Here is a 24,081-nt window from a genome sequence, read left to right as displayed (position 1 = left end):
GCGCCAGACGGCGGAGTTCGTCGAACTCCGCCGTGACCGGGTTAGTACTTTCCAAAGTCACCGGACGTGATCTTGTCTTCCCGCGCGGGGCGGCGCTCTTCCTCCGGGCTTTCTTCGGAATGAGCGGGGGTTTTGCTCGCGGCTTTCTGCTGAACCGGTGCGTCGCCTTCGTTCAGTTTGAAGCGGGAGACGGATTCCTGCAGCTCACGGCCCCGGCCGGCGAGAGCGCCGGAGGTTGCCGCCATCTGCTGTGCCGCCGCCGCGTTCTGCTGGATCACGGTGTTCAGCCGGTGGATGGCGACATTGATCTCGTCCGCGCCGACAGACTGCTCTTCGCTGGCGGCGGTGATGCCCTGGACAAGATCCTTGGTCCGGGTGATTTCCGGCAACAGATCGTTCAGCAGGCGGTTCGTGTTCTCGGCTGCTTCCCGGCCATCGGCGGACGCGTCCTGGATCTCGCTTGCGGCCTGCTTGCTGATTTCCGCCAGGCGTGAGACTTCGGAGGCAACAACCGCGAAGCCGCGCCCGTGTTCACCGGCGCGTGCGGCTTCGACGGAAGCGTTGAGAGCCAGCAGTTCGATCTTCCGGGTGATTTCCTCGACCACCAGGATCTTGTCGGAAATATCCTTCATGGCGGCGGCGGTCTGGGTCATTGCTTCGGCACAGCGCCCGGCTTCACCAGCCATGCGTTCCGATGCTTTTTCCGTCTCTTCCGCGTTCTTCGCGTTCTGACGGATGCCTGCCGTCATTTCTTCCATGGCCGCGGAAGTTTCCTGCACGCTGGAGGCCTGATCGTTCACGCCGTCGGACACCTGCTGTGCGGTCTGGCGAAGCTCGCTGCTGCCGGAGGTGACACCGCCGGATGCAGTTTTGATGGTGCCGAGCATCCCTTGCAGATTCCGCTGCATGGCGTCGATGGCTTTCAGGACCCGGCCGATTTCATCGTTCGAATTGGTGACTGGCACAGGAACGGAGAGGTCGCCCGCGGCAAATCTGTCGACGGTCATGACCGCGGCATTCAGGCGGCGGCGAATGCCGATGGCGAGCGGAATGCCGATGATCAGTGAGAGGCTGACGGCGACGATTGCAGCAATGCTGAGGCTGGTGATCGCTAAATTCTCGGCGGCCTGGATCTCCTCGACCGATCCCTGGGACATGCCATTGACCTTGTTCAGCAGCTCATGCACGCGCGAACTGATGATGACCTGGGTCTCCTCGATCTTGTTCATATGAGAGCTGAGGTGCGACAGTCGGGGAATGCGTCCCCCCGCCGCCTTGATCAAGGACTTGAGCTGAACAATAACAGTGTTGCCGGTCTTCGTTATGTGGTCGTGCGCTTCTTCAATTTCGGCCAGCAGCTTCTGGATTTCTGCGTAGCGGATACCGCGGTCGCCGCCAGCTTCAACAATCGGGGAAAGCAGCAGGTTTACCGAGGAGAGATGTTCGTCGACCGCGGTGCCGTGTGCTACGAACTGCGCAAGATACTCGTCTGCGGCATCGCCGCGTCCCTGTGCGGCAATCGATATGGCGATATGCAGAGCCATTTCCTGTTCGAGCTGGCTTTCGACGATCGAACCAACCAGAACGGAAACCGGTGTGTCGGTCAAAATGATCTGGTCGACCTGACCTTTCACGGCGTTCATCGTCCAGATGGAAAAACCCGCGAATGCGCAAAGGGCGGTGGCCATGAAAATGACCAGCGCCATGAGTTTCGTAGACATATTCAAAGACATTTATGCGGCCCCCTGATGTTCTTCGAATGGCCCCGCGCAGCCCAGGCGTTCTGTCGGGCAAATCCATATGCGGCAATCAGTATAACTTTGTGATTCGGCCTATGCAGCCACATTGTTAATTATTCGTTGATATTTCTTGAGATTTTGTCGGCTTCTGGTTCCGGCCGGGACCGATGAGCCGAAAATGGTCATGTTTTCATCGGCGGGCGCCTTGCCCGTGCACCTCGAAAGGCGCACGGGCCAGGGGCGCGTGGTGCAACAACACCCCGTCGGGGGAAGTGAATTCCCCGCACCGGCATGCGGCCTCTTCAGCAAAAGGTCAATGCGTGGAATTTGGTTACAGTTCGGTTAAAAAACAGGCAATGCCCAATATTGGTGCAAAATTAACAGTTCAATTCGCCTTCTGGTTTTTGAATGACTGGGCGTTCACCTATTTAATGGTTTGATAAATATAGGGTTTACTGAATTTTCCCGCGACCCGGGAGCTGTGGCACAGCGCTTGCTATTTCTTGTGCGGTGCAACAACAACCCTGGACTTGGGAGAACTAAAAATGGGGAAGCTCACAAAGTGGAAAAGCGCCCTTGCGGCAACGGCCTTCGGGCTGGCTGCAACGGCCGGGATGGGGGCGGCGCAGGCTGCGGATACGATCAAGGTCGGTATCCTTCACTCGCTGTCCGGAACCATGGCCATCAGTGAAACCACGCTGAAAGACGCCATGCTGATGCTCATTGACGAGCAGAACAAAAAAGGCGGCCTGCTGGGCAAGAAGCTTGAGCCGGTCGTCGTCGATCCGGCCTCCGACTGGCCGCTTTTCGCGGAGAAGGCCCGCGAGCTTATTTCCAAGGATGGCGTGGCCGTGACTTTCGGCTGCTGGACGTCCGTGTCCCGCAAATCCGTGCTGCCGGTCTTCGAAGAGCTGAATGGCATGCTTTTCTACCCGGTACAGTATGAGGGCGAGGAATCTTCCCGGAACGTCTTCTATACCGGTGCGGCGCCGAACCAGCAGGCAATTCCGGCGGTCGATTATCTGCTCGGCTCCGAAGGTGGCGAAGCGAAGCGCATCGTGCTGCTCGGCACCGACTACGTCTATCCGCGCACGACCAACAAGATCCTGCGTTCCTATCTGAATGCCAAGGGCATCGCCGATGCCGACATCATGGAAAACTACACGCCCTTCGGTCATTCCGACTGGCAGACCATCGTCGCCCAGGTGAAGGAATTCGCCAGCCAGGGCAAGAAAACGGCGGTTGTCTCCACCATCAACGGTGACGCGAACGTGCCGTTCTACAAGGAACTGGCCAACCAGGGCATCAAGGCCGAGGACATTCCGGTCGTCGCCTTCTCCGTCGGTGAAGAAGAACTGGCCGGTCTCGATGCGGGCCCGCTCGTGGGGCATCTGGCCGCGTGGAACTACTTCATGTCGGTCGACACGCCTGAGAACGATGCGTTCATCAAAGCCTGGCACGCCTTCATCAAGGACGAGAAGCGCGTGACCAACGATCCGATGGAAGCTCACTATATCGGCTTCAAGATGTGGGTGCAGGCGGTCGAACAGGCCGGTACCACAGATGTCGATGCGGTGCGTCAGGCGATGTACGGCCAGACCGTCAAGAACCTGACCGGCGGTACGGCGGTGATGAACACCAACCACCACCTCTCCAAGCCGGTGCTAATCGGTGAAATTCTCGAGGACGGCCAGTTCGAAATCGTTTCCGCCACCGATGGTGTGGTGGTCGGCGATGCCTGGTCCGACTTCATCCCGGAAAGCGCCAAGCTGACCGCCGACTGGACCTATCCGTGGGTCTGCGGCAACTGCGAGAAGCCGCGCTTCTAAAACATCACGGACCGGAGCGCGGGATGTCCCGCGCTCCGGAACCGATTGAACTGCGCGCTGGGATGGGAAGGAAAATTGATGTCCATAAGGCAATGGATGCGCGGGGGCGCATTCCGGTTCTTAATGGTTTTCTGGGCACTCGTGGTTCTGCTGCCGCATTCCGGAGCAATGGCTGCTGACGATCTCGGATCGCTCGTCGCCGAACTCGGGACCGCCAGCCTTTCCGAGAAACAGGCCGTCGTGGATCGCATGGTCGCGACCGGCGCGCCGGAAGTGGTGCCTATCCTGGAAGCGCTCGTCGGGCGCGATCTTTATACCCGCAAGAGCGACGACAAGGTGGTCATCGGCCAGAAGGCCAGCGGAGGAAAGCTTCTCCTGACCGACCCGGTGACCGGTGCGGAACTGGAGACCGTCGGCTCGCGCGATGTCACCCGTGTCAAAACGAACAATAGTCTCCGCTCATCCGTCAAAGCCGTCATGGGCACGCTGACGCTGATGAGCCCGGATCCGCAGCGCCGGCTGGAAGCGGCGGACGGTCTGCTGAAGTCGAGCGATCAGGCGATGTTGCCGCTGATCGAGACGGCGCTGGCCAAGGAAGAGGATGCGGCGGTGAAAAACGCGCTGCAACTTGCCAAGGCTTCCATAAAATTACAGTCCGGGAGCGCGGAAGAGCGCTTGGCGGCGGTGCAGTCTCTCGCCGACAGAACCGACCCGGAAAGCCGGGTCATGCTTTCCCGCCTGCTGCTGAAAGACGGCGATGTCTGGCGCGAACCCGATGAAACGGTCCGGACAACCGCGGGAAAAACCCTGGCCTCGATGGAAAGCAGGCTGGAGATGTGGCGCACTGTCGAGCATCTCTATCAGGGCATCAGCCTCGGATCGGTCCTGCTGCTCGCGGCCATGGGGCTGGCCATCACCTTTGGTGTGATGGGCGTCATCAACATGGCGCATGGCGAGATGGTCATGCTCGGCGCCTACACGACCTTTGTCGTTCAGGAGGTGTTCCGTTCCGTGGCGCCGGGATTGTTCGACTGGTCACTTGCGGTGGCATTGCCTGCCGCATTTCTGGTGTCGGCGCTGGTCGGCATCGCCATGGAACGGGGATGTATCCGGTTCCTCTATGGCCGGCCGCTTGAAACCCTGCTGGCTACCTGGGGCATCAGTCTCGTCCTGCAACAGACCGTGCGCTCGATCTTCGGGCCGACCAACAGGGAAGTGGGGGCGCCGGAATGGATGCAGGGCGCCATGGAGTCCGTCGCGGGCATCACGCTGACCTATAACCGGCTCTGGATCATCCTGTTCTCATTCTGTGTGCTCGGCGCCGTCCTTCTGGTGCTGAAGAAAACCGCCTTCGGCCTGCAGATGCGGGCCGTGACACAGAATCGCGAAATGGCGCGGGCCATGGGTATCCCGACCGGCCGGGTCGACGCCATGACCTTCGGGCTCGGCTCCGGCATTGCCGGGATCGCGGGCGTCGCCCTCAGCCAGATCGACAATGTCAGCCCCAATCTTGGCCAAGCCTATATCGTGGACAGCTTCATGGTCGTGGTGTTCGGCGGTGTCGGCAATCTCTGGGGCGCCTTTGCGGGCGCGATGTCGCTCGGCATCGTGAACAAGCTGCTGGAACCCTGGGCGGGGGCGGTGCTGGGCAAGATCCTGGTGCTGGTTGCAATCATCCTCTTTATCCAGAAACGGCCTCGCGGACTCTTCGCGTTGCGCGGCCGTGCCGTGGAGTCCTGAGCCATGTCGCTGTTGCAACGTCTATACGCACCGCAGGCCCAGGAACCCGGGAAGGGACGATTGGCAAGCGCCATCCTGCTCACCGTTCTGGCCGCGATCGCGATCCTCGTGCCGGTCCTCAACCTGACACTCCCGGCGGACTCGGCCCTGCATGTCCCGACTTATCTGGTCAGCCTGCTCGGCAAGTATCTCTGCTTCGCCATGCTGGCGCTCTCGATCGATCTGATCTGGGGCTTCTGCGGCATTCTCAGTCTTGGGCACGGCGCCTTCTTCGCTCTCGGCGGCTATGCCATGGGCATGTACATGATGCGCCAGATCGGCGACCGGGGCGTCTATGGCAATGCCGATCTGCCGGACTTCATGGTGTTCCTGAACTGGAAGGAATTGCCCTGGTACTGGTACGGCTTCGATTTCTTCCCCTTCGCTGTGGTAATGGCGCTGTTCGTGCCGGGATTGCTGGCCTTCGTGTTCGGCTGGCTAACCTTCCGGTCCCGGGTCAGCGGGGTGTACCTCTCGATTATCACCCAGGCCATGACCTATGCGCTGATGCTGGCTTTCTTCCGCAATGACATGGGCTTCGGAGGCAATAACGGCCTGACGGATTTCAAGGATCTGCTGGGCTTCGATCTGCAATCGGACAAGACGCGGGCCGTGCTTCTGGCGGCGACCTGTGTTGCGCTGGCCGGGTGTTATCTGATGTGCCGCAGTATCGTCGCCTCGAAGCTGGGCCGCCTGATTACGGCAATCCGGGACGACGAGGCGCGGGTCCGCTTCCTCGGCTACCGGGTGGAGAATTTCAAGCTCTTCGTCTTCGTGCTCTCGGCCATGATCGCCGGGCTTGCCGGCGCACTCTATGTGCCGCAGGTCGGCATCATCAATCCGGGGGAATTCGCCCCGGCCAACTCAATCGAGGCTGTGATCTGGGTTGCTATCGGCGGTCGCGGCACGCTGTACGGCGCGATTGCCGGCGGCGTGCTGGTCAATTACGCGAAGACCGTGCTGACAGGGGTGATCCCGGAGATCTGGCTATTCGCGCTCGGCGGCATGTTCATCGCCGTCACCCTGTTCTTCCCTAAAGGCCTGGTAGGCAGCCTGCCCGCCGCGATCGATTGGGTGAAGAGGCGGGGCGGCAAACGGAACGAGCCTGCATCCTCTCCCCTTGCTGAGGAGCCCGGTCAATGAGTGTTTCCGGAAGAGCCTCATATTCAGAATCCCAGCTCTATGTTGACGGGGTGACGGTCAGCTTCGATGGCTTCAAGGCGCTGAACAATCTGAGCTTCGTGGTCGAGCCGGGCGAGATGCGGGCGATCATCGGGCCGAACGGCGCCGGCAAGACGACGATGATGGATGTCATCACCGGCAAGACCAAGCCGGACGAGGGACGGGTCATCTTCAAGGGCGATATCGATCTCGGCAAACGGGACGAGGCGGCGGTCGTTGCCCTCGGCATTGGCCGGAAGTTCCAGCGCCCGAGCGTGTTCGAGAACCATTCGGTGTTCGACAATCTGGAACTCGCCATCAAGTCGGACCGCAGCACCTTCGCTTGTCTGTTCGACCGGCTGGACACGGACCGTAAATCGAAGATCGAAGGCACGCTGGAGCGGATCGGCCTCGCGGATGAGCGCAGCCAGATGGCGGGCAAGCTCTCCCACGGTCAGAAGCAATGGCTGGAGATCGGCATGCTGCTGGTGCAGGACCCGGAACTGCTGTTCCTGGATGAGCCGGTGGCCGGCATGACAGACGCGGAAACCGAAGCAACGGTGGAGCTGCTGCGGGACCTTCGCGGCGAGCGTTCCATCGTGGTCGTCGAGCATGACATGGCCTTCGTTCACGCCCTCGGCGTGAAGGTCACGGTTCTGCATGAGGGATCGGTGCTCGCCGAAGGGTCCATGGACCAGGTGCAGAACGATCCGCACGTCATCGAAGTCTATCTGGGGCGCTGAGATGCTGAAAGTTTCGGGACTTCACCTGCACTATGGCGCGAGCCATGCACTGCGCGGCATCGATCTTGTGGCGGAGCGCGGCAAGATCACCTGCGTGCTTGGCCGCAACGGGGTGGGCAAGACCAGCCTGATGCGGGCGGTGACCGGTCTGGAAACCCCGAGTGCGGGCAGTATCCAGTGGGACGATATCGACCTTTTGGCCTTGCCGGTGCACCGGAGGGCTTCCGCCGGTGTCGCTTTTGTGCCCCAGGGCCGGGAAATCTTTCCGCTGCTCACGGTGGAAGAGAATCTGAAGACCGGATTTTCGGCGCTGCCACGCGCGAAGCGCTCGATCCCGGACGAGATTTTCGATCTTTTCCCGGTGCTGAAGAAAATGATGAAGCGGCGCGGCGGCGACCTCTCCGGCGGTCAGCAGCAGCAACTCGCCATTGCCCGCGCCCTGGTACTGCGTCCGAGCCTGCTGGTGCTGGACGAGCCGACGGAAGGCATCCAGCCGTCTATCATCAAGGATATTGAACGCATTATCGCCCTGCTGGCGGCACGCGGAGACATGGCCGTGATTCTGGTTGAGCAATATTTCGAATTCGCCCGGGACCTGGCAGACGACATCGCCGTAATGGATCGTGGAGAAATTGTGCTGGCAGGGGCGAAGACCGCTCTGTCCGAAGACGCTGTGCGCGGCCATTTGACGGTTTGATCGGTTCTCTGCTGCGGCCTTAGTCGGCTGCGTCGATGTCCTGCGTCAGGGAGTTGTCCTGGCCGACTCTCGGCAGGATGACGGTGACGCAGGTGCCCGTGCCAAGTTCGCTGTCGATCATGAAACTGCCGCCGAGAAATTCCGCCAGGGACCGGACGATGGACAGTCCGAGCCCGGTGCCTTCCTTGGCGACATGGGGATGGATGGCGGAGTGGGAGAACGGCTCGGCGATTGTCGGCAGCCGGTCTCTGGAAATCCCCACGCCGTTGTCTTCAACCCGGAAGATAATCTCGTTTCCGTCGGCTTCCGCGATGCAGCGGATGGCTCCGTTTTCGGGCGTGAATTTTACGGCATTGGACAGCAGGTTCAGGAGGATCTGCCGGATCGACCGCTCGTCCGTGATCATCAAGTCCAGTGTCATATCAACAGAGGTCTCGATGGCGATGGACTTGCTTTTTGCCTGCCCCTCCACTTGCGATATGCAATGTGCGAAGACGGCGCCGATACTGACCTCTTCAAGTGCCAGGGCGCGTTTTCCGGCCTCGATGGCGGAGATGTCGAGGATATCGTTCACCAGCTCAAGCATGTGCTGGCCGCTTTCCTGAATGGCGCCGGAATAGTCGGTCAGACGCTCTACCGCCATGTCTCTGGTCTTGGGCATGCCGAGTAGGGAGCTGAAGCCAATGATGGCATTCAGGGGGGTGCGGAACTCATGGCTCATGGTTGCCAGAAATTCCGACTTCGTCCGGTTGGCATGTTCTGCTTTTTGCAGGGCCTCGTTTCGGGCTTCGGCAATAAGCCGTTCGTTGGTGACGTCGGCGCCTGTTCCGCGATAGCCGATATAGGTTCCGGCCTCGTCGTAGAATGGCCTGCCATTGATGCTGACCGTTTTGCGGATGCCGGGCTGGGACTCGATATCGTAGCGGAAATCGCGGAACTGGCGGCGTTGTTCGGTGATGTCGTTAAAGCCCCGCCATTTCGGTGTTTGGGTGTCTTCCGAGGCGGTTTCCGCCAGGGTCCGCCCGTAGATCTCTCCGCTGCGCTTGTTCAGGGTCTTGGTGAAGCTGGCGGAGATGTAGCTGATGCCGCCGTCACGGTCGGTTTCCCAGAACCAGTCCGAAGAAATTTCGGCGAAATCCTGGAAGCGCTTCTGGCTGCGGAACAGCTCGCTTGACGTCAGGTCCCGTACTTCGGAATTACGGGCGATATCATGCATCAGGCGGGCTCCGCTTGCCGCGATGTCCCGGTATTCCAGAAACTCAAAATCATCGGGGTCAGGTAGCGGGCAGTGTTTCGGATCGTCCGCGTTCAGGCGGCGAAAAGCGCCGGCGAGCTGCAGCAGCGGCCGGGTGACGAATCGTTGCGAGATATAAAACAGGATGCCGGCGAGTGAGATTATTCCCGCAGCCACCGCGAAAAGAGCCACGACAAGGCGGTTTGACCAGTCCTTGGATATCCGCCAGGAGGACGCCGTAATATCAAGATATCCGGATGCGGTCCCCGGTCTGGCCGGATCCGTCAGTTCCAGTGTCACGGAATGCCTGATGGGCGGGAAGATCGTTGGATACCAGTTAGTCTCCGGTTTTGGGAGAACGCGCTGCTTGCTGACAAGAATAGTGCCGGCATGGTCCGTCAGCTTGACTGAAATGATGGCTTCGAAATGCAGCAAGCCGTCGGCGATCTGCTCGGCCAGCTCGGTGTCGCGGTTAAGAACGGCGAGCGAGGCGGTCCGTTCAAACGCGTGTGCCGACTTTTCGGTGATTTCGAACAGGTCCGATCTCAGCCCGAAATATTCCAGAAGAGATTCGCTTATACCAATGCTCAACCCCAGAATCGCGGCGACGACAATAACCAGCCGGGCCTGATGGGCACTGACACTTTTCTTGCTGGAAGAGCGGGCGGAGCGCATCGGGTTGGCGTTCATATCTGGATCGGGTGCGAGGGAGGCGGGCACCGGTCAAAGCATGGTGTTAACCTATGGCCGGGAGTGAGAGGCCGTTCTTGCTTCATGCTTTTATCCAGAGTTCTAAACAGATCGCGCTCCTTCTTCCTTACGGTCAGGAAACTGCTGAACATTTTGAGTTTCTACATGATGATCTGAAAATTCAAGATCGAGAGAAATGATTTACCAGCAGAAGGTTAGAGCGATTTGGTGATTTTGGGAAACAGGAATACCCAAACAGCAAAGCCTGCGCCTTCATGTTTCGCCTTATGCGACGATGCTGTAGCCGCCATCGATATAATGGATGCCGCCGGTGACATTCGCCGCTTCACGGCTGGCGAGGAAGGTTGCGAATGCGCCGACATCCTCGATGGTTGCTAATTTGTGGATCGGCGCGCGTGCCGCTGCCTCGTTCATCAGGTCGTCGAAATAGTCGATCCCGGAGGCGGCGCGGGTCTTGAGCGGGCCAGGGGACAAGGCGTGGACGGAGATGCCTTTGGGGCCAAGTTCAGCGGCGGCATAACGGGTTGCTGATTCGAGGGCGGCCTTGACCGGCCCCATGATGTTGTAGTGATCGACCACGCGATCCGCGCCGTAAAATGATACGGTCATGCAGGTTCCGCCATCGGGCATCAATGGTTCCGAACGTCTGATCAGGCGCAGGAAGGAATGCACCGAAATATCCATCGCGGCGGCGAATCCTTCCGCCGAGCAATCGATCACCCGGCCATGCAGATCGTCTTTCGGGCAAAAGGCAATCGAGTGCAACAGGGTGTCCAGGCGGCCCCATTGCGCCTTTATTTCGCTGAACAATGCCTCTGTCTGCTCTTCGTTGCGCACATCGAGCGGCATGACGATATCGGCGCCGAGTTGCTCGGCCAATGGCCGGACATGGGGTTCGGCCTTCTCGTTCAGATAGGTGATAGCGAGTTTTGCGCCCTGGCTTTGCAGCGCTTTTGCACATCCCCAGGCGATGGATTGATCGTTCGCAATGCCGATGATCAGTGCTGTTGTGCCTTCGAGCGAAAACATCAGGTCACCTTGGTTCGTGGGAATGCCTAATTATGCTGCGCTGCACAATCAAGTAAAGTGACGTTATCATTATCGGCTCTGGCTGTATGATGCGGCCTGCTTTCAGGTTGGGAACGGTCATGCTCCAGATTTACACCATCCCGGTCAGTCTCTATTCCGCGAAACTGCGGATTTTGTTGCGGCACAAGGAACTGGTCTGGGAAGAGATCCCGCCGCCGGGCGGGTATGGATCGATGGAATACAGACAGATCGTTCCGGCCGGAAATTTGCCCGCGCTGCGGGACGGGAGCCTGTTGCTCGCCGACTCAGAGGCCATTGCCGAATATCTCGATGAAACACATCCCGAGCCCCCGATGCTTCCGGATACACCGGCCGGAAGGGCAATCGTCCGGGAGCGCTCCCGCTATCATGATACCCGGCTTGAACCGGCCGTCCGGGCGCTGTTTCCATATATGCCGGAACGAAAGCGGGATGGTTTCGAGGCGGGGCGTCACACGGACGTGCTGACGGATCGGCTGGAGGGGCTCGGCCGAGTACTGGAGAACCGAGTGCTGGAGAAGGCGATCCCGTCCGCGCAGCTCACTCTGGGGGATTGCGGGTTTCCGGTGACGCTTTGCTGGCTCGATCTGCTGATCCCGCTGCTCGGCCTTCCGGTCGAGATTCCGGCGGCGGTACTCGAGTATCGTGACGGCCTCTATCGGCATAAGGCGGTTGCCGAGGAGATGGCCGAGTACCGTCCGAAACTCGTAGCGGAGATGAAGCTGTGGGTGGCGGAATAGGGCTCTCTGCCCAAGATTTGAGCAGCATTCGGCGCGCTGCTCCCGGTGCGAGCGGTTCTCGCTGACCTGCTGACTGGAGCCGTCGTGATTCTGTTTTCTAACTATTTGAAAACAAACATCTAAAATTCTCCGGGAGAACAGGGTAGCCTTTGGCACGGCGATTGCGATTGTTCTCGCAAAAAAGGGGAGCTGTATTGAGTTTGGCGCTCGCTCATACCGATGAAGCCGTGCAACTGAACCGCACGACCGGGGCTGCACGCCTTTCCGTGGAAAGACGTGACGGGCGTTCCGTTGCCGCGGAGCTTTATTCAGCACAGCCCCTGCGTGTTCTGATGCCGCGCCCCGGTGTGGGTGAGCCGCTGACCGCTGTTCTGGCGAACCTCTCGGGTGGGATCGTCGGCGGGGATCTTTACGAGACGGATATCAATGTCGGCCCCGGTGCGAGCCTGACCCTGACCGCCCAGGCGGCCGAGAAGGTCTACAAGTCTTCCGGCGCGCAGGCGGAGAATCATCTGACCATGCGCGTTGCCGAAGGGGCCGTGCTTGAGTGGTTGCCGCAGGGTACCATCCTGTTTGACCGGGCACTGTTCCGGCAGCGGGTCCGGTTCGATCTTGCCGCTGACAGCACGCTCTTTGCCGGCTCGATTTCGATCCTTGGCCGGAGCGCCATGGGCGAGAGATTCGCATCCGGGCGCTATCGTGAGCATTGGGATCTGAAGCGGGACGGGCGCCTTGTCTGGGCTGACCGGTTCGAGTTGGCGGACCCGGCCGGTGCCGCCGCTGCATCTTCTGGCCTGCGAAATGTAACCTGCTTCGCGACGGCTTTGTTCGCCCGGCCGGATGCCGCAGACGATCTGGATTGGGCACGGGATGTTCAGGCCGGTGCGGCGGGAGATATCCGTTGCGGTGTCACGGCCATCGATAACAATCTTCTGGCGATGCGATGGCTGGGTGGCGACGCGATGCGGTTGCGCAGCGCGGTTGGCGCTTTCTGGAGCGCGGCGCGGGTGCGCTGGCTCGGGCTGCCGGTCCGGATGCCCGTGATCTGGCGAATTTGATGTGGACGTCTGAGGGGAGGCTGGTGTGAATCTGACACCGAGGGAGAAGGACAAGCTGATGGTCTCGGTCGCGGCCATGGTCGCGCGTGGCCGGCTGGAGCGGGGCGTGAAGCTGAACTATCCGGAAGCGATCGCGCTGATCACCGACTATGTGGTCGAGGGCGCGCGCGATGGCCGTACCGTCGCCGATCTGATGGCGGCTGGCGCCAGTGTCGTGAAACGCTCCGACGTGATGGAGGGGATCGCCGAGATGATCCATGAAGTCCAGGTCGAGGCAACCTTTCCGGACGGGACCAAGCTGGTCACCGTCCATGATCCGATCCGCTAGGAGGGCGCCATGATCCCGGGAGAAATCATTGCAGCCGATGGCGAGATCGTTCTGAACGAAGGCGCTAAGGCCATCACCATCGAGGTGGCGAACACGGGCGACCGGCCGGTGCAGGTCGGCTCGCACTATCATTTTGCTGAAACCAATCCGGGCCTCTCCTTTGACCGGGAGGCGGCGCGCGGTATGCGGCTGGATATCCCCTCCGGCACGGCGGTGCGGTTCGAGCCGGGGCAGACACGGACGGTCGATCTGGTGCCGTTTAAAGGTGACCGGAATGTCTACGGTTTTAATCAGGCGGTGATGGGGCCGCTCGGCGGGGGAGGAGCCTGACATGCCTTACAGGATCTCACGGCAGGACTATGCGGGCATGTTCGGACCGACCGTCGGCGACAAGGTCCGGCTCGCCGATACGGATCTGTTCATCGAAGTCGAGGAGGATCGCACCTTTTATGGCGAGGAAGTGAAGTTCGGCGGCGGCAAGGTGATCCGCGACGGCATGGGGCAAGCCCAGACGACGCGCGCGGACGGGGCTGTCGACACGGTCATCACCAACGCACTGATCCTCGATCACTGGGGCGTGGTGAAAGCCGATATCGGCATCAAGGACGGCCGCATCTTTGCCATTGGCAAGGCCGGTAATCCGGATGTGCAGAGCGGTGTGAACATCATCGTCGGGCCGGGCACGGAAGCCATCGCGGGTGAGGGCAAGATCATCACCGCCGGCGGCATCGACGTACATATCCATTTCATCTGCCCGCAGCAGATCGACGAGGCGCTGAATTCCGGCGTCACCACCATGATGGGCGGCGGCACCGGCCCGGCAACGGGCACCAACGCAACCACCTGCACGCCGGGTCCGTGGCATATCGAGCGGATGTTGCAGGCCGCCGAGTCCTTCCCGATGAATCTCGGCTTTTTTGGCAAGGGCAATGCCAGCCAGCCTGAAGGCCTGCGAGAGCAAGTGCTTGCCGGGGTGTGCGGTCTGAAGCTGCACGAGGATTGGGGCACCACGCCGGCAGCCATCGACACTTGCCTCTCCGTCGCCGACGAGATGGACGTTCAGGTGCTGATCCATACGGATACGCTGAACGAGTCAGGCTTTGTCGAGAACACGGTGGATGCCTTCAAGGGCCGCACCATTCACGCTTTCCATACGGAGGGCGCGGGCGGCGGGCATGCGCCGGACATCATCAAGGTCTGTGGGCTTTCCAACGTGATCCCGTCCTCGACCAACCCGACGCGGCCTTTCACGGTGAATACCATCGACGAGCATCTCGATATGCTGATGGTCTGCCATCACCTGTCGAAAAGCATTCCGGAAGACGTCGCCTTCGCGGAAAGCCGGATCCGGCGGGAAACCATCGCCGCCGAGGATATCCTGCATGACCGGGGCGCCTTCTCGATCATTGCTTCCGACAGCCAGGCCATGGGCCGGGTCGGTGAGGTGCTGATCCGGACATGGCAGACCGCCGACAAGATGAAGAAGCAGTTCGGCGCGCTGCCGCAGGAGAAGGATAATAACGACAATTTCCGGGCCCGGCGCTATATCGCGAAATACACCATCAACCCGGCGATCGCGCAGGGCATCGACATGCATGTCGGGTCCGTCGAAGTCGGCAAGCTTGCCGATCTGGTGATCTGGTCTCCGGCCTTCTTCGGTGTGAAGCCGGATATGGTGCTGAAATGCGGCACCATCGCCACCGCGATCATGGGCGATCCGAATGCGTCCATTCCGACGCCGCAGCCCCAGCATTACCGGCCGATGTTCGGCAGCTTCGGCCGCTCGCTGACGAAAAGCGCTGTCACCTTTGTCAGCGAAGCCGCTTTCGAGGCCAATGTTGGAAACCGTTTCGGATTGCAGAAAGAGACCCTGCCGGTCCGCAACACCCGTGCCGGGATCTCGAAAAAGTCGATGATCCTGAACGACGCCATGCCGGATATCTCGGTCGATCCGGAAACCTACGAGGTCCGGGCCGATGGTGAGTTGCTGACCTGCGAGCCGGCGACGGTGCTGCCGATGGCTCAACGTTACTTCATGTATTGAGGCTCTGATGGCAAACGCGGACTCCGTGGTGAACGACCTTGGCCGGGCGGTGGCGCATGCGCCGTCCGGGCACTGGGATACCGGTGCTGAAATCGACCGGGTGACACTGGCCTTCGATGACCGTCATCGCCGCCGTATCCGGCTGGACACGGATAGCGGGACAACTGTGCTGCTGGATCTGCCCCGTGCCGTGGCTCTTTCTGACGGAGACGGGTTGTCGCTGGAAGCGGGGAGCGGCTGGATACGTGTCGTGGCGGCACCGGAGGCGGTGATGGAAGTGAAGGCGGCTGACCGGCACCATCTGCTGCGGCTTGCCTGGCATATCGGTAACCGGCACTTGCCTGCCCAGATCCTGGAAGACGCGATCCTGCTGCGGCCTGATCATGTGATTGCGGACATGCTGCGCGGGCTCGGCGCCACGGTGACAGATACGGAGCAGCCATTCCAGCCGGAAGGCGGGGCATACGATCACGGTCACGGCCATGACCACGGCCATGATGAGCACAGTCATGAGGCGGGGCATTCCCACCATCACCACCACCATGACTGACGTTTCGGCAACCCGGGCGGCGATGCGTCTGCAATCCTGGCTGTCCCCGTCCTTTCCGGTCGGGGCTTACAGTTATAGCCATGGGGTCGAGGCGGCGATAGAAGCCGGGCTCGTCACGGATGCAGAGACGCTGCGCGGCTGGATTGAAGGTTTGGTGAGGTTCGGCTCCGGGGCCAGCGACGCGATCCTGCTGTCAGAGGCCTGGCGGCATGCCTCGGCCGCCGACGCGGAGGCGCTTGGCGCGCTCTCGGAATTTGCGACGGCGTTAATCCCGACAGCAGAGCTGCGGCTGGAGGCACTTTCTCAGGGGACAGCTTTCGTGAAAACCGTCTCGGCTGCCTGGGGGGATATTAAGCAGATCGCTCTACCGCCCGGCCCGCCACTGCCGGTGGCTTATGGCGCCGTCACGGCTGCGGCCGGTATCCCGCTGGAGCTTGCCGGGCCGCTTTATGTGCAGGCCTTCGTTCATAATATCGTTTCAGCCGCTGTCAGGGCGGTACCGCTTGGACAGACGGATGGACAGCGGGTGATCGCGGCGCTGGAAGCCTGTGTCGATGAGGCCTGGCGTGCGTCGGAAGAATGCGGCATCGGCGATATCGGGACTTCGGCGCTGATGGCGGAATGGAGTTCGATGCAGCATGAGGCCATGGATGGCCGGCTGTTCAGATCGTAAAGGGAGAAGGATATGGCAACGGGACCGCTTCGGGTTGGCATCGGTGGGCCGGTGGGCTCAGGCAAAACGGCACTCTGCGAGATGCTGTGCCGGGAGATGAGCGCGGACACGGACATGTTCGTGATCACCAACGATATCTACACCAAGGAAGACCAGAAGATCCTGACCCGCACCGGTGCGATCGCGGCGGAACGGATCATGGGGGTGGAGACCGGCGGCTGCCCGCATACGGCCATCCGCGAGGACGCTTCCATCAATCTCGCCGCCATCGATACGATGGTATCGTCCTTTCCCGACGCGGAGCTGGCGCTGATAGAATCCGGCGGGGACAATCTGGCAGCGACCTTCAGCCCGGAATTGGCGGATCTGACGATCTATGTGATCGACGTTGCCGCCGGTGAGAAGATTCCGCGCAAGGGTGGGCCGGGCATCACCCGCTCTGATATGCTGGTCATCAACAAGACGGATCTTGCGCCGCTGGTCGGCGCCGATCTCGGGGTGATGGCGGAAGACACCAAGCGTCAGCGCGGCGAACGGCCATTTGTTTTCACCCAGCTGAAGAACGGCGAAGGCATCGCCGAGATCGCGGCTTTCATCCGGGAGAAGGGCGGATTGGCCAGGAAATCGACGGCAGCCTGACCGATGTTCCCTGTTTGTGTTCAAAAAGGGTGATTTTCGGCCTAATTTTTGGCGAGATCCGCGCTATCTAGTTCGATATATAGACCCGCTTTCCGTCCCCATCCGGAAGCGGCTGGTTGCGGTCGAACGGTTCGACGGTATTTCTGACTGGAAAAAGCTATGGCTCGCTTTGGATTGGCGGCGCTCGCCGCATTGGTGCTGCTCCTGATCTGCAATGCTGTTGAAAAGTCCCCAAGGCTCCCCGAGCTGGAGGTCGCGCAGGCATATGGTCCGCGCACGGTTCAACGTATCGAATTTTCGGCTTTCAGCGATCTCAGCAGCCTTGTGCAGGATCTGAACTACACGGAAGAAACCTGGCAGGCCGGGCAGCGCGAGGTCCCACGCCTTCTCATGACCCGCATCCCTGAACGGTTCGCGGAAGTGACCGTCAAGGAAGTCACGGTCGAGGAAAAGAAGAACATGTTCTTCCGAATGGTTCTGCCCGTTCTGCTGACCGCGAACGAGGAGATCGAAGCGGAGCGGGAAAAGCTCATGCAGATCAAGGCGGAGCTGGAGGAGAAGCGTTTTCCGGGAGCCGATAATCTGCGGCAGCTGCGTCGTCTTGCGAAGAAGTACGAGGTTCCTATGGATGGCGACGTGGTTTCTCTGAACCTCGTGATCGAAACGCTTGAGCGCCGGATCGATATCGTGCCGCCCTCGCTCGGTCTGGCGCAGGCGGCATCGGAAAGCGGTTGGGGCACGTCCCGTTTCGCCCAGGAGGGGAACGCCCTTTTCGGACAGTGGACGATCGGCGGCAAGGGTATGGTGCCGGAGGAACAGCGGGCCTCGAAGGGCGATTATAAAGTCGCCATGTTCAAGACGCCGCTTGGCTCGGTCCGCAGTTATATCCGGAACCTGAACACCAACGCGGCCTACAAGGAATTCCGGAAACGCCGGGAAGCGGCCCGGGCAGGCGGGAAGCCGCTTTCCGGCTCCACGCTGGCCCGGACACTGACGAAATACTCGGAACGCGGGGCCGACTATATCGATGACATTCTCAGCATCATCAAGTCGAACCGGCTCTCCATTCTGGACCGGAGCTATCTTGCCGACGGCGATGTGTACGAGCTTTTGCCGGTCTGGCGCAGCGAGGGGTAGAGCCGAAGATCTCGCGGCGGTCCCGTCAGAGATTGTCGAGGCTGTGCTTTGCCAGCAAGGCGACAAGAAGTTTCCCGGCGGCAGCCCGGTGGGCGCGGTGAATTTCCCCGGCGCCTTCCGCATCGCCATTCCGCAGGCATTGCAGCAGGGAGCGGTGATCCTTCGTCGAGCTTGAGGGACTTGGCCGCATGGTCAGTGTCGTCATCCGGGCCCGGTGCACCTGGGCGCGATATCTTTCCGTCGCTTCCACCAGCCGCCGGTTTCCGGAAGCCTCCACAAGCAGGGCATGAAACGCGTCATCCGCTTCGGCCCAGGTGACCAGATCCCCTTCGGCCAGAGCGTCCTCCATTTCCTGGGTCGCCCGTTCCATGGGCTCGATCTCGCTCTCGCTCAGATTGCGTTTTGCCGCGAGCTCTGCCGCAAGCGGTTCCAGCACGGTCAGCAACTGGTAGATCTCCGCCATGTCATCGGTGGAGACAGGCACCACCTGCATGCCCCGGCGCGGGCGGACGATGACCAGCCCCTCTCGCTCAAGCCGGAGCGCCGCCTCACGCACAGGTGTCCGGCTGACCCGGATCTGATCCGCGAGTTCGGTTTCGAGATAGGAGGCGGACGGTTTCAGCCTGCCATCGAGGATCATGCTTTTGATCTCTTTGTAGGCTTTGTTTCCCTGGCTGAGCGGCATCTTGTTCATCACGCGCCAAGGTGTTTCATGACGGCTTCAGAAGTCGCGGCTGTGTCGGCCGAGCCGCCGAGATCGCCGGTCAGGGCCTTGCCTTCGCGAATGACGCGGCTGACGGCATCGTCGATCATCACGGCGCCCTCGGTCAGGGCGGCATCGTCATGCTCGCCGGCGAGCCAGTCCAGCATCAGGGAAGCGGAAAGGAACATGGCCAGCGGGTTGGCGATCCCCTTGCCGGCGATGTCCGGCGCGCTGCCGTGGCACGGCTGGAATACCGCGTTCTCGTCCCCGATATCGGCGGATGGCGCAAGGCCGAGGGATCCCATGATACCGGCGCCGAGGTCGGAAAGAATATCGCCGAACATGTTCTCGGTCACGACAACATCGAACTCCCAGGGTTTCTGCACCATCCACATGGCGAAAGCATCCACATAGGCGCTGTCTGCGGCGATCTCCGGGAAAGCCTTCGCGCGTTCCTCGAAGATCGAACGGAAGAACCAGAAGGAGCGGAACACATTCGCCTTGTCGACGCAGGTCACACGGCCCGGCGTCCCGCGCTTTGCGGCGCGCCGCTGGGCGAGGCGGAAAGCGAAGTCGAACAGTTTCTCGCTGGTCGCCCGGGTAATGCGCAGGGTCTCGGTAGCGTAGCTGTTATCGACAACCTGTCCTTCATGCATGTGGGCGAACAGCCCCTCGGTCGATTCCCGGATCAGGACGAAATCAGTCTCGAAAGCACGCGGATCGGCGAGCGGTGTGGGCTGGCCCGGATAGAGTTTCACAGGACGGACGCCGGCATAGAGGCCGAGGGCGAAGCGCAGGTCGATCTGCGGGGTGATCTCGGTCCCGTCCTGCTTGCGGATGTTCGGCAGACCCATGGCCGATAGCAGAATGGCGTCGGCGTTGCGCGCGGCGTCAATGGAGGCGGCGGGCAGGGATTCGCCTGTTTCCGCATAATGTTGTGCGCCGGCAGGCAAAGTCTCGAATTCCAGCTTGCGGCCGATCCTTTTCGCTACCATATCCAGTACAGAACGCGTCGGGGCCATGATTTCAGGCCCGATCCCGTCCCCGTCGAACAAGGCGATGCGATAGACGCGATTGCTTTTCATTCCGGAAACATCTCACAAGCTGGGAAATAACGTATGCATTGATGTGTACGTTGTCTGCCATTCATGATCCGGGGGCAATATCCAAAAGCGCAGTACAGCGTTCGTGCTTTTGGACTTAATCATTGATGCGCCTCTGATGGTTGAACGAGAGTTCGTTGCATGTTCCCATCATTGACATACGGGATTAGCCGGGGGGCAAACCGATGCAGACTCAGATCAAGCCGTGACGGACGGCCTGCAATATTGCTGGGATGACGCTGGCTCTGCCGGTGAGGTGCGGATCGGCGACGTGCTGCTGGAGACTTATACGGTCGGGCCGCGCCCGGGACAGGCGCCGACCCTTGTGCTGCTTCATGAGGGTCTTGGCTGCGTCGATCTCTGGCGGGATTTTCCACAACAGCTCTTCACCGAAACGGGATGTGGCGTGTTTGCCTATTCCCGCGCGGGCTATGGCCGCTCCGATCCCTGTCCGCTGCCACGGCCGCTCGACTATATGACCCGTGAGGCGGTGTCTGTTCTGCCGGAGGTCCTGGATGCCATCGGCTTTATGGACGGTGTCCTGATCGGCCATAGCGACGGTGCATCGATTGCGGCCATTCACGCGGGTGCCCGGCGCGATCCGCGTGTTCGGGGCGTGGTTCTGATGGCGCCGCATTTCTTCACGGAACCAATGGGGCTTCAGGCCATAGCGGAAGCCCGCACGGCTTATGCCGATGGCGATCTGCGCGCCCGTCTCGGCAAATATCATATGCATGTCGATGCCGCCTTCCGGGGCTGGAACGATGCCTGGCTCGATCCGGGGTTCGAGGAATGGGACATCAGACACTATCTTGACGAGGTCGCCGTGCCGGTCATGTGCCTGCAGGGAGATCACGATCAGTACGGCACCAGGGCGCAGGTTGATGTGGTGGCGCAGCGCGCGCGGGGACCGGTGAGCATCCGGATGATCCCGGATTGCCGGCATTCGCCGCATCTGGAAGCCCCGGAAACAGTACGGGCGGAAATCAAGGCGTTCCTGGCCGGGCTTGCTGGCGGAGTGGCGCTACCGAATACAGGAGACAGTGATGCTTGATGGCTTCAAGACGGAGACGGTCGCGGCCAACGGGACCGAGATATTCGTGCGTTCTGCCGGCGCGGGCGATCCGGTATTGCTGATCCACGGCTTTCCGCAGACCGGCGATTGCTGGCACAAGATCGCTCCGGCTCTGGCGGAACAGTTCACCGTGATCATCCCGGATTTGCGCGGGTATGGCGCCAGCGGGAAGCCCGCGCCGGGTGCGGATCATGCCGCGCACAGCAAGCGGGAGATGGCGCGCGATCTCGTCGCGCTGATGGCAGCTCTCGGGCATGAGCGTTTTGCCGTTGTCGGTCATGACAGGGGCGCGCGGGTCGGCTTCCGGCTCTGCATGGATCATCCGGAACGGGCCACGCGGTTCTGCTCGCTCGACGTCATCCCGACTCTGGACATGTGGGAGAAAATGGATCTGTCGGGGGCGGTCGGCGGTTTCCACTGGTCCTATCTGGCGCAGCCCGCGCCGGTGCCGGAGACCATGATCGGTAAGGACCCGGACTTTTTCTATAGCTACCTGATGCGCAAATGGGCGTCGCCGGGCTTTACATTCGAGCCCGCTGCCATGGAGGCCTATCTGAAAGCAATGCGGAACCCCGCGGCCATCGAGGGAACCTGCGAGGATTATCGTGCCGGTGCCACTATCGATGTGGAGCATGACAGGGCCGACAGGGAGAACGGGCGGAGGCTGTCATGTCCGCTGTTGTTTTTGTTCGGCGCTGTGAGAGGTTTTGGCGGGCCTGGTGGCCCGGCCGATCCGCTGGATACCTGGCGGGAATGGAGCAGCAGTACTGTTGAAGGCGGTCCCGCGCCGTGTGGTCATTTCCTGCCGGAAGAGGCGCCGGACATTGTTCTGAAGCAATTGCTTCCGTTCTTGCTGCGGGCAGACTGATAATGCAATACACGCCGCTTGCCCCGATCAGGCGGCGGCCAGGCGTCCGTCTTTGACTGGGAATAGCGTTTCGTTTTTGGTGTGAGCTGTTTGGAAGCCGTCGTGTCAAACTACTGGGTTTCTTCGCTGGAAGAGATGACGGCTTTCATTGAGGACCCGCGTCTTCTCGATCTGCTGAAGTACTGGTGCGGAAAACGTGCCGGCCGGCTTGCGCCGTCCCGTCAGGACATCGACCCGAGTGAAATCAGCGCTTTGCTGTCCTATATTTATCTTGTCGATTTCGAAGAACCGGATGTGTTCCGTTACCGTATTGCCGGCACGGAGATCTCGGAAACATTCGGGCACGGCAATCTGAAGGGGAAGACCCTGAGCGATATCCTGAGCCCGAGCGGGCGGGATTTCGTGACCAACCGCTGGTTGCCGGTGATCCGCGAGGGGGCGATCGTCTGCATGAAGGGCCAGGTCTACAATTCGATGAACCGCTATGCCTTCGGCGAGCGGCAATTGTTGCCACTCGCCGATGAGCCTGACGGTCCGATTACCGGGCTGCTTGGGGTAACGGTGTCGAAATGGGTGGAACGGCTTGCCCCGGCGGAACGCCGTAACTCCGACATGGTCATGTTCCCCGCTGCGAAAGTGCCCTGACCCGCTGTTGTTACTTCGGGGAAGGAAGCTTCCAGGTCGAGGTAGCCATGGCGGCAAGTTTTCCGTCTTCGCCAAACAGCCGGGACTCAAGAAAGCAAAGAGAGCGCCCGCGTCGCAGGACACGGCCTTCGCAGGTTGCCATGCCTCCGGTCAGCGGCCGCATGTATTGCACTTTCATCTCGAGCGTTGCACCACCGGTACCGGTCATGTGTTTCAGCAGGTGACCCATGGAAATATCCATGACCGTGGCGATGGCGCCGCCATGCAGACTGCCCTGGGGGTTGAACAGGAATTCCTCGACGGGGAAGCGAACCCGGCAGAGGTCTTCTTCATACTCGAACCCGAGATCGAACAATCTGGCCAGAAAGAAGGTCTCGAACTCCTGGCGGTAGGTTGCAAGCGCGGTTTCGAACCGCGCACGTGCGCGCTCTTCATTCATTAAACTGTATCCTTAGTGAGTGACTGTCTTCAGGCAGGTGTCGATGACATTCGGCTGGGGTGATCCATACCAGCGCGGAGGTTTCCTATATAGTCCTTATCGGAGACCATGGAGCCTCCGGCCGGAGGCGCATTTCACGCACGCGAATGTCTTCCGGACGGGCATCCGGACAGCGCGGCTTTTAAGTTGAATAGGGTTAACGCCAATCGGCTTTGCGATTGATTCTGTCTGAGTCGGCCTCTTTGGGCCGTTCCACAGGGCGCTAAGCACCGTGGCTGTGCGGTTTTTTGCCGTTTTTAAGCCACGCTTATTGGCTGTGCCAATTATATCAAATTTAACGCGGGTTTCGGTAACGCTTTGATTTAAATGGATATTTAATTTGGCTTCTTCAAGTGTCGAAAATTAGCGGGGAATCTCGCGAGAAAACTCATATTTTCAAGCGATTCCGGGGCTTGCAGCGGAATGAAGAATCCCAGAGACTTCGGCCATCCATCAACGGGAGACCAGTTCATGAATAAATCCGAACTCAGCGCAGCAGTTGCCACGAAGACCGGCCTGACCCAGGCTCAGGCAGAAGCAGCGGTCAATGGTGTGATCGATGCGGTGACAGATACGCTGAAGAGCGGTGGCGATGTCCGTCTTGTCGGCTTCGGCACCTTCTCCGTTTCCGAGCGGGCGGCGACCACAGGCCGTAACCCGCGGACCGGCGAAACCATTAATATCGCTGCGTCCAAGCAGGCGAAATTCAAGGCCGGTCAGGCCCTGAAGTCTGCCGTTAACGGCGGCTGATTATTCTTCGTTCCGGGCGCGGCGCTAGCCGCGTCCGGATCGTTTCAAGACCAGATGTTCGAACCGCCCGCGAGGCGGTTTTTTCGTGCCTGGAATTTGTGCGGCCGTTTCCGTCAGTCCTTGAACGGCTCTTCCTCGCCCTCGGGCACGGAGACCCGGAAAACATTCAGGTTGGCCGAGATCATCGCGTAATAGCCCGCGAGGGTCACCAGATCCGCCATGCCCCGGACGCCGACCAAGGATAGGGTGCCGGCATATGTTTCATCCGAGACATCGCCTGTCTGCATCAGTTCGGCGACAAATCCCTGAATGATGCCGAGATCAGGATT

Annotated in this window: 24 protein-coding genes and 1 pseudogene; 18 read left to right on the top strand and 7 right to left on the bottom strand. The window is 60.5% G+C overall.

Annotation, left to right across the window (positions count from 1 at the left end; translation table 11 throughout):
* Window positions 1-41 precede the first annotated feature (41 nt).
* Window positions 42-1,721: a methyl-accepting chemotaxis protein gene (locus AAC126_RS15380; RefSeq protein WP_339854831.1), complete on the bottom strand. Its 1,680-nt coding sequence runs from the start codon at window positions 1,719-1,721 to the stop codon at window positions 42-44.
* A gap of 632 nt (window positions 1,722-2,353) precedes the next feature.
* Between AAC126_RS15380 and urtA the strand changes: the two genes are divergently transcribed.
* The 5 genes from urtA (at window position 2,354) to urtE (ending at window position 7,948) form a co-directional block, all read left to right on the top strand.
* On the top strand, window positions 2,354-3,568 hold the full coding sequence (urtA, locus tag AAC126_RS15375) for an urea ABC transporter substrate-binding protein (protein ID WP_339854833.1): 1,215 nt from the start codon (window positions 2,354-2,356) through the stop codon (window positions 3,566-3,568).
* Window positions 3,569-3,646: 78 nt separating this feature from the next.
* Window positions 3,647-5,308, top strand: coding sequence for an urea ABC transporter permease subunit UrtB (urtB, locus tag AAC126_RS15370; protein ID WP_339854829.1), 1,662 nt, complete (start codon window positions 3,647-3,649; stop codon window positions 5,306-5,308).
* Window positions 5,309-5,368: 60 nt separating this feature from the next.
* Complete coding sequence (urtC, locus tag AAC126_RS15365; protein ID WP_339854827.1) at window positions 5,369-6,490, top strand: urea ABC transporter permease subunit UrtC; 1,122 nt, start codon at window positions 5,369-5,371, stop codon at window positions 6,488-6,490.
* Window positions 6,487-7,251 (top strand): urea ABC transporter ATP-binding protein UrtD, encoded by a 765-nt coding sequence (urtD, locus tag AAC126_RS15360; RefSeq protein ID WP_339854826.1) that lies wholly within the window; start codon window positions 6,487-6,489, stop codon window positions 7,249-7,251. Before urtC ends, urtD begins: the two co-directional genes overlap by 4 nt.
* Before the next feature lies 1 nt (window position 7,252).
* Window positions 7,253-7,948 carry an urea ABC transporter ATP-binding subunit UrtE gene (urtE, locus tag AAC126_RS15355; RefSeq protein WP_339854824.1) on the top strand — a complete coding sequence of 232 codons (696 nt, stop codon included), beginning with the start codon at window positions 7,253-7,255 and terminating at the stop codon, window positions 7,946-7,948.
* Between the two features lie 19 nt (window positions 7,949-7,967).
* Here urtE and AAC126_RS15350 read toward each other — a convergent pair whose 3' ends face one another.
* Together AAC126_RS15350 and fabI are read right to left on the bottom strand one after the other, a co-directional pair.
* Entirely contained in the window at window positions 7,968-9,872 is a 1,905-nt protein-coding gene (locus tag AAC126_RS15350; RefSeq protein WP_339854821.1) for an ATP-binding protein, read from the bottom strand.
* 285 nt (window positions 9,873-10,157) lie between these two features.
* Window positions 10,158-10,922 carry an enoyl-ACP reductase FabI gene (fabI, locus tag AAC126_RS15345; protein ID WP_339854819.1) on the bottom strand — a complete coding sequence of 255 codons (765 nt, stop codon included), beginning with the start codon at window positions 10,920-10,922 and terminating at the stop codon, window positions 10,158-10,160.
* Window positions 10,923-11,041: 119 nt separating this feature from the next.
* Here fabI and AAC126_RS15340 point away from each other — a divergent pair, with 119 nt between their 5' ends.
* The 9 genes from AAC126_RS15340 (at window position 11,042) to AAC126_RS15300 (ending at window position 18,130) form a co-directional block, all read left to right on the top strand.
* Window positions 11,042-11,701, top strand: a complete 660-nt coding sequence (locus tag AAC126_RS15340; protein ID WP_339854817.1) for a glutathione S-transferase family protein — start codon at window positions 11,042-11,044, stop codon at window positions 11,699-11,701.
* Between the two features lie 194 nt (window positions 11,702-11,895).
* Entirely contained in the window at window positions 11,896-12,759 is an 864-nt protein-coding gene (locus AAC126_RS15335) for an urease accessory protein UreD (protein ID WP_339854815.1), read from the top strand.
* Between the two features lie 25 nt (window positions 12,760-12,784).
* Window positions 12,785-13,087, top strand: coding sequence for an urease subunit gamma (locus tag AAC126_RS15330; RefSeq protein WP_339854814.1), 303 nt, complete (start codon window positions 12,785-12,787; stop codon window positions 13,085-13,087).
* A gap of 9 nt (window positions 13,088-13,096) precedes the next feature.
* Window positions 13,097-13,417, top strand: a complete 321-nt coding sequence (locus AAC126_RS15325; protein WP_339854812.1) for an urease subunit beta — start codon at window positions 13,097-13,099, stop codon at window positions 13,415-13,417.
* Window position 13,418: 1 nt separating this feature from the next.
* A complete protein-coding gene (gene ureC / locus AAC126_RS15320; protein WP_339854810.1) occupies window positions 13,419-15,131 on the top strand; it encodes an urease subunit alpha in 1,713 nt (570 codons plus the stop codon).
* Window positions 15,132-15,138: 7 nt separating this feature from the next.
* Entirely contained in the window at window positions 15,139-15,681 is a 543-nt protein-coding gene (ureE, locus tag AAC126_RS15315; RefSeq protein WP_339854808.1) for an urease accessory protein UreE, read from the top strand.
* A complete protein-coding gene (locus tag AAC126_RS15310; protein ID WP_339854806.1) occupies window positions 15,641-16,354 on the top strand; it encodes an urease accessory protein UreF in 714 nt (237 codons plus the stop codon). Before ureE ends, AAC126_RS15310 begins: the two co-directional genes overlap by 41 nt.
* 12 nt (window positions 16,355-16,366) lie before the next feature.
* Complete coding sequence (gene ureG / locus AAC126_RS15305) at window positions 16,367-16,993, top strand: urease accessory protein UreG (protein ID WP_339854805.1); 627 nt, start codon at window positions 16,367-16,369, stop codon at window positions 16,991-16,993.
* A 159-nt stretch (window positions 16,994-17,152) separates the two neighbouring features.
* Entirely contained in the window at window positions 17,153-18,130 is a 978-nt protein-coding gene (locus AAC126_RS15300; protein WP_339854803.1) for a glucosaminidase domain-containing protein, read from the top strand.
* A 25-nt stretch (window positions 18,131-18,155) separates the two neighbouring features.
* Here the strand turns inward: AAC126_RS15300 and AAC126_RS15295 are convergent, their stop codons facing one another.
* Window positions 18,156-18,815, bottom strand: a complete 660-nt coding sequence (locus tag AAC126_RS15295) for a GntR family transcriptional regulator (RefSeq protein WP_339854801.1) — start codon at window positions 18,813-18,815, stop codon at window positions 18,156-18,158.
* A gap of 8 nt (window positions 18,816-18,823) precedes the next feature.
* Entirely contained in the window at window positions 18,824-19,918 is a 1,095-nt protein-coding gene (locus tag AAC126_RS15290; protein WP_339854799.1) for an isocitrate/isopropylmalate dehydrogenase family protein, read from the bottom strand.
* A gap of 223 nt (window positions 19,919-20,141) precedes the next feature.
* Here AAC126_RS15290 and AAC126_RS15285 point away from each other — a divergent pair, with 223 nt between their 5' ends.
* The 3 genes from AAC126_RS15285 to AAC126_RS15275 all read left to right on the top strand — a co-directional run bounded on the left by AAC126_RS15285 (window position 20,142) and on the right by AAC126_RS15275 (window position 22,524).
* Window positions 20,142-20,990 (top strand): alpha/beta hydrolase, encoded by an 849-nt coding sequence (locus tag AAC126_RS15285; RefSeq protein ID WP_339854797.1) that lies wholly within the window; start codon window positions 20,142-20,144, stop codon window positions 20,988-20,990.
* Complete coding sequence (locus tag AAC126_RS15280) at window positions 20,983-21,879, top strand: alpha/beta hydrolase (protein WP_339854795.1); 897 nt, start codon at window positions 20,983-20,985, stop codon at window positions 21,877-21,879. Before AAC126_RS15285 ends, AAC126_RS15280 begins: the two co-directional genes overlap by 8 nt.
* A gap of 102 nt (window positions 21,880-21,981) precedes the next feature.
* Window positions 21,982-22,524: a PAS domain-containing protein gene (locus AAC126_RS15275; RefSeq protein ID WP_339854793.1), complete on the top strand. Its 543-nt coding sequence runs from the start codon at window positions 21,982-21,984 to the stop codon at window positions 22,522-22,524.
* A gap of 10 nt (window positions 22,525-22,534) precedes the next feature.
* Here AAC126_RS15275 and AAC126_RS15270 read toward each other — a convergent pair whose 3' ends face one another.
* The gene (locus tag AAC126_RS15270) at window positions 22,535-22,963 is read right to left on the bottom strand and encodes a PaaI family thioesterase (RefSeq protein WP_339854791.1); all 429 of its coding nucleotides are present in this window, start codon (window positions 22,961-22,963) and stop codon (window positions 22,535-22,537) included.
* Window positions 22,964-23,473: 510 nt separating this feature from the next.
* Here AAC126_RS15270 and AAC126_RS15265 point away from each other — a divergent pair.
* Window positions 23,474-23,752 carry an HU family DNA-binding protein gene (locus AAC126_RS15265; RefSeq protein WP_339854790.1) on the top strand — a complete coding sequence of 93 codons (279 nt, stop codon included), beginning with the start codon at window positions 23,474-23,476 and terminating at the stop codon, window positions 23,750-23,752.
* Window positions 23,753-23,865: 113 nt separating this feature from the next.
* Here AAC126_RS15265 and AAC126_RS15260 read toward each other — a convergent pair.
* Window positions 23,866-24,081 (bottom strand): annotated as a pseudogene (locus AAC126_RS15260) (carboxymuconolactone decarboxylase family protein); the annotation flags it as partial.

The sequence above is a fragment of the uncultured Nisaea sp. genome (genome assembly GCF_963974195.1).
GTDB lineage: Bacteria > Pseudomonadota > Alphaproteobacteria > Thalassobaculales > Thalassobaculaceae > Nisaea.
Note: the sequence above shows the minus strand (reverse complement) of the source record. Positions and strands in the feature narration are given on the sequence as shown.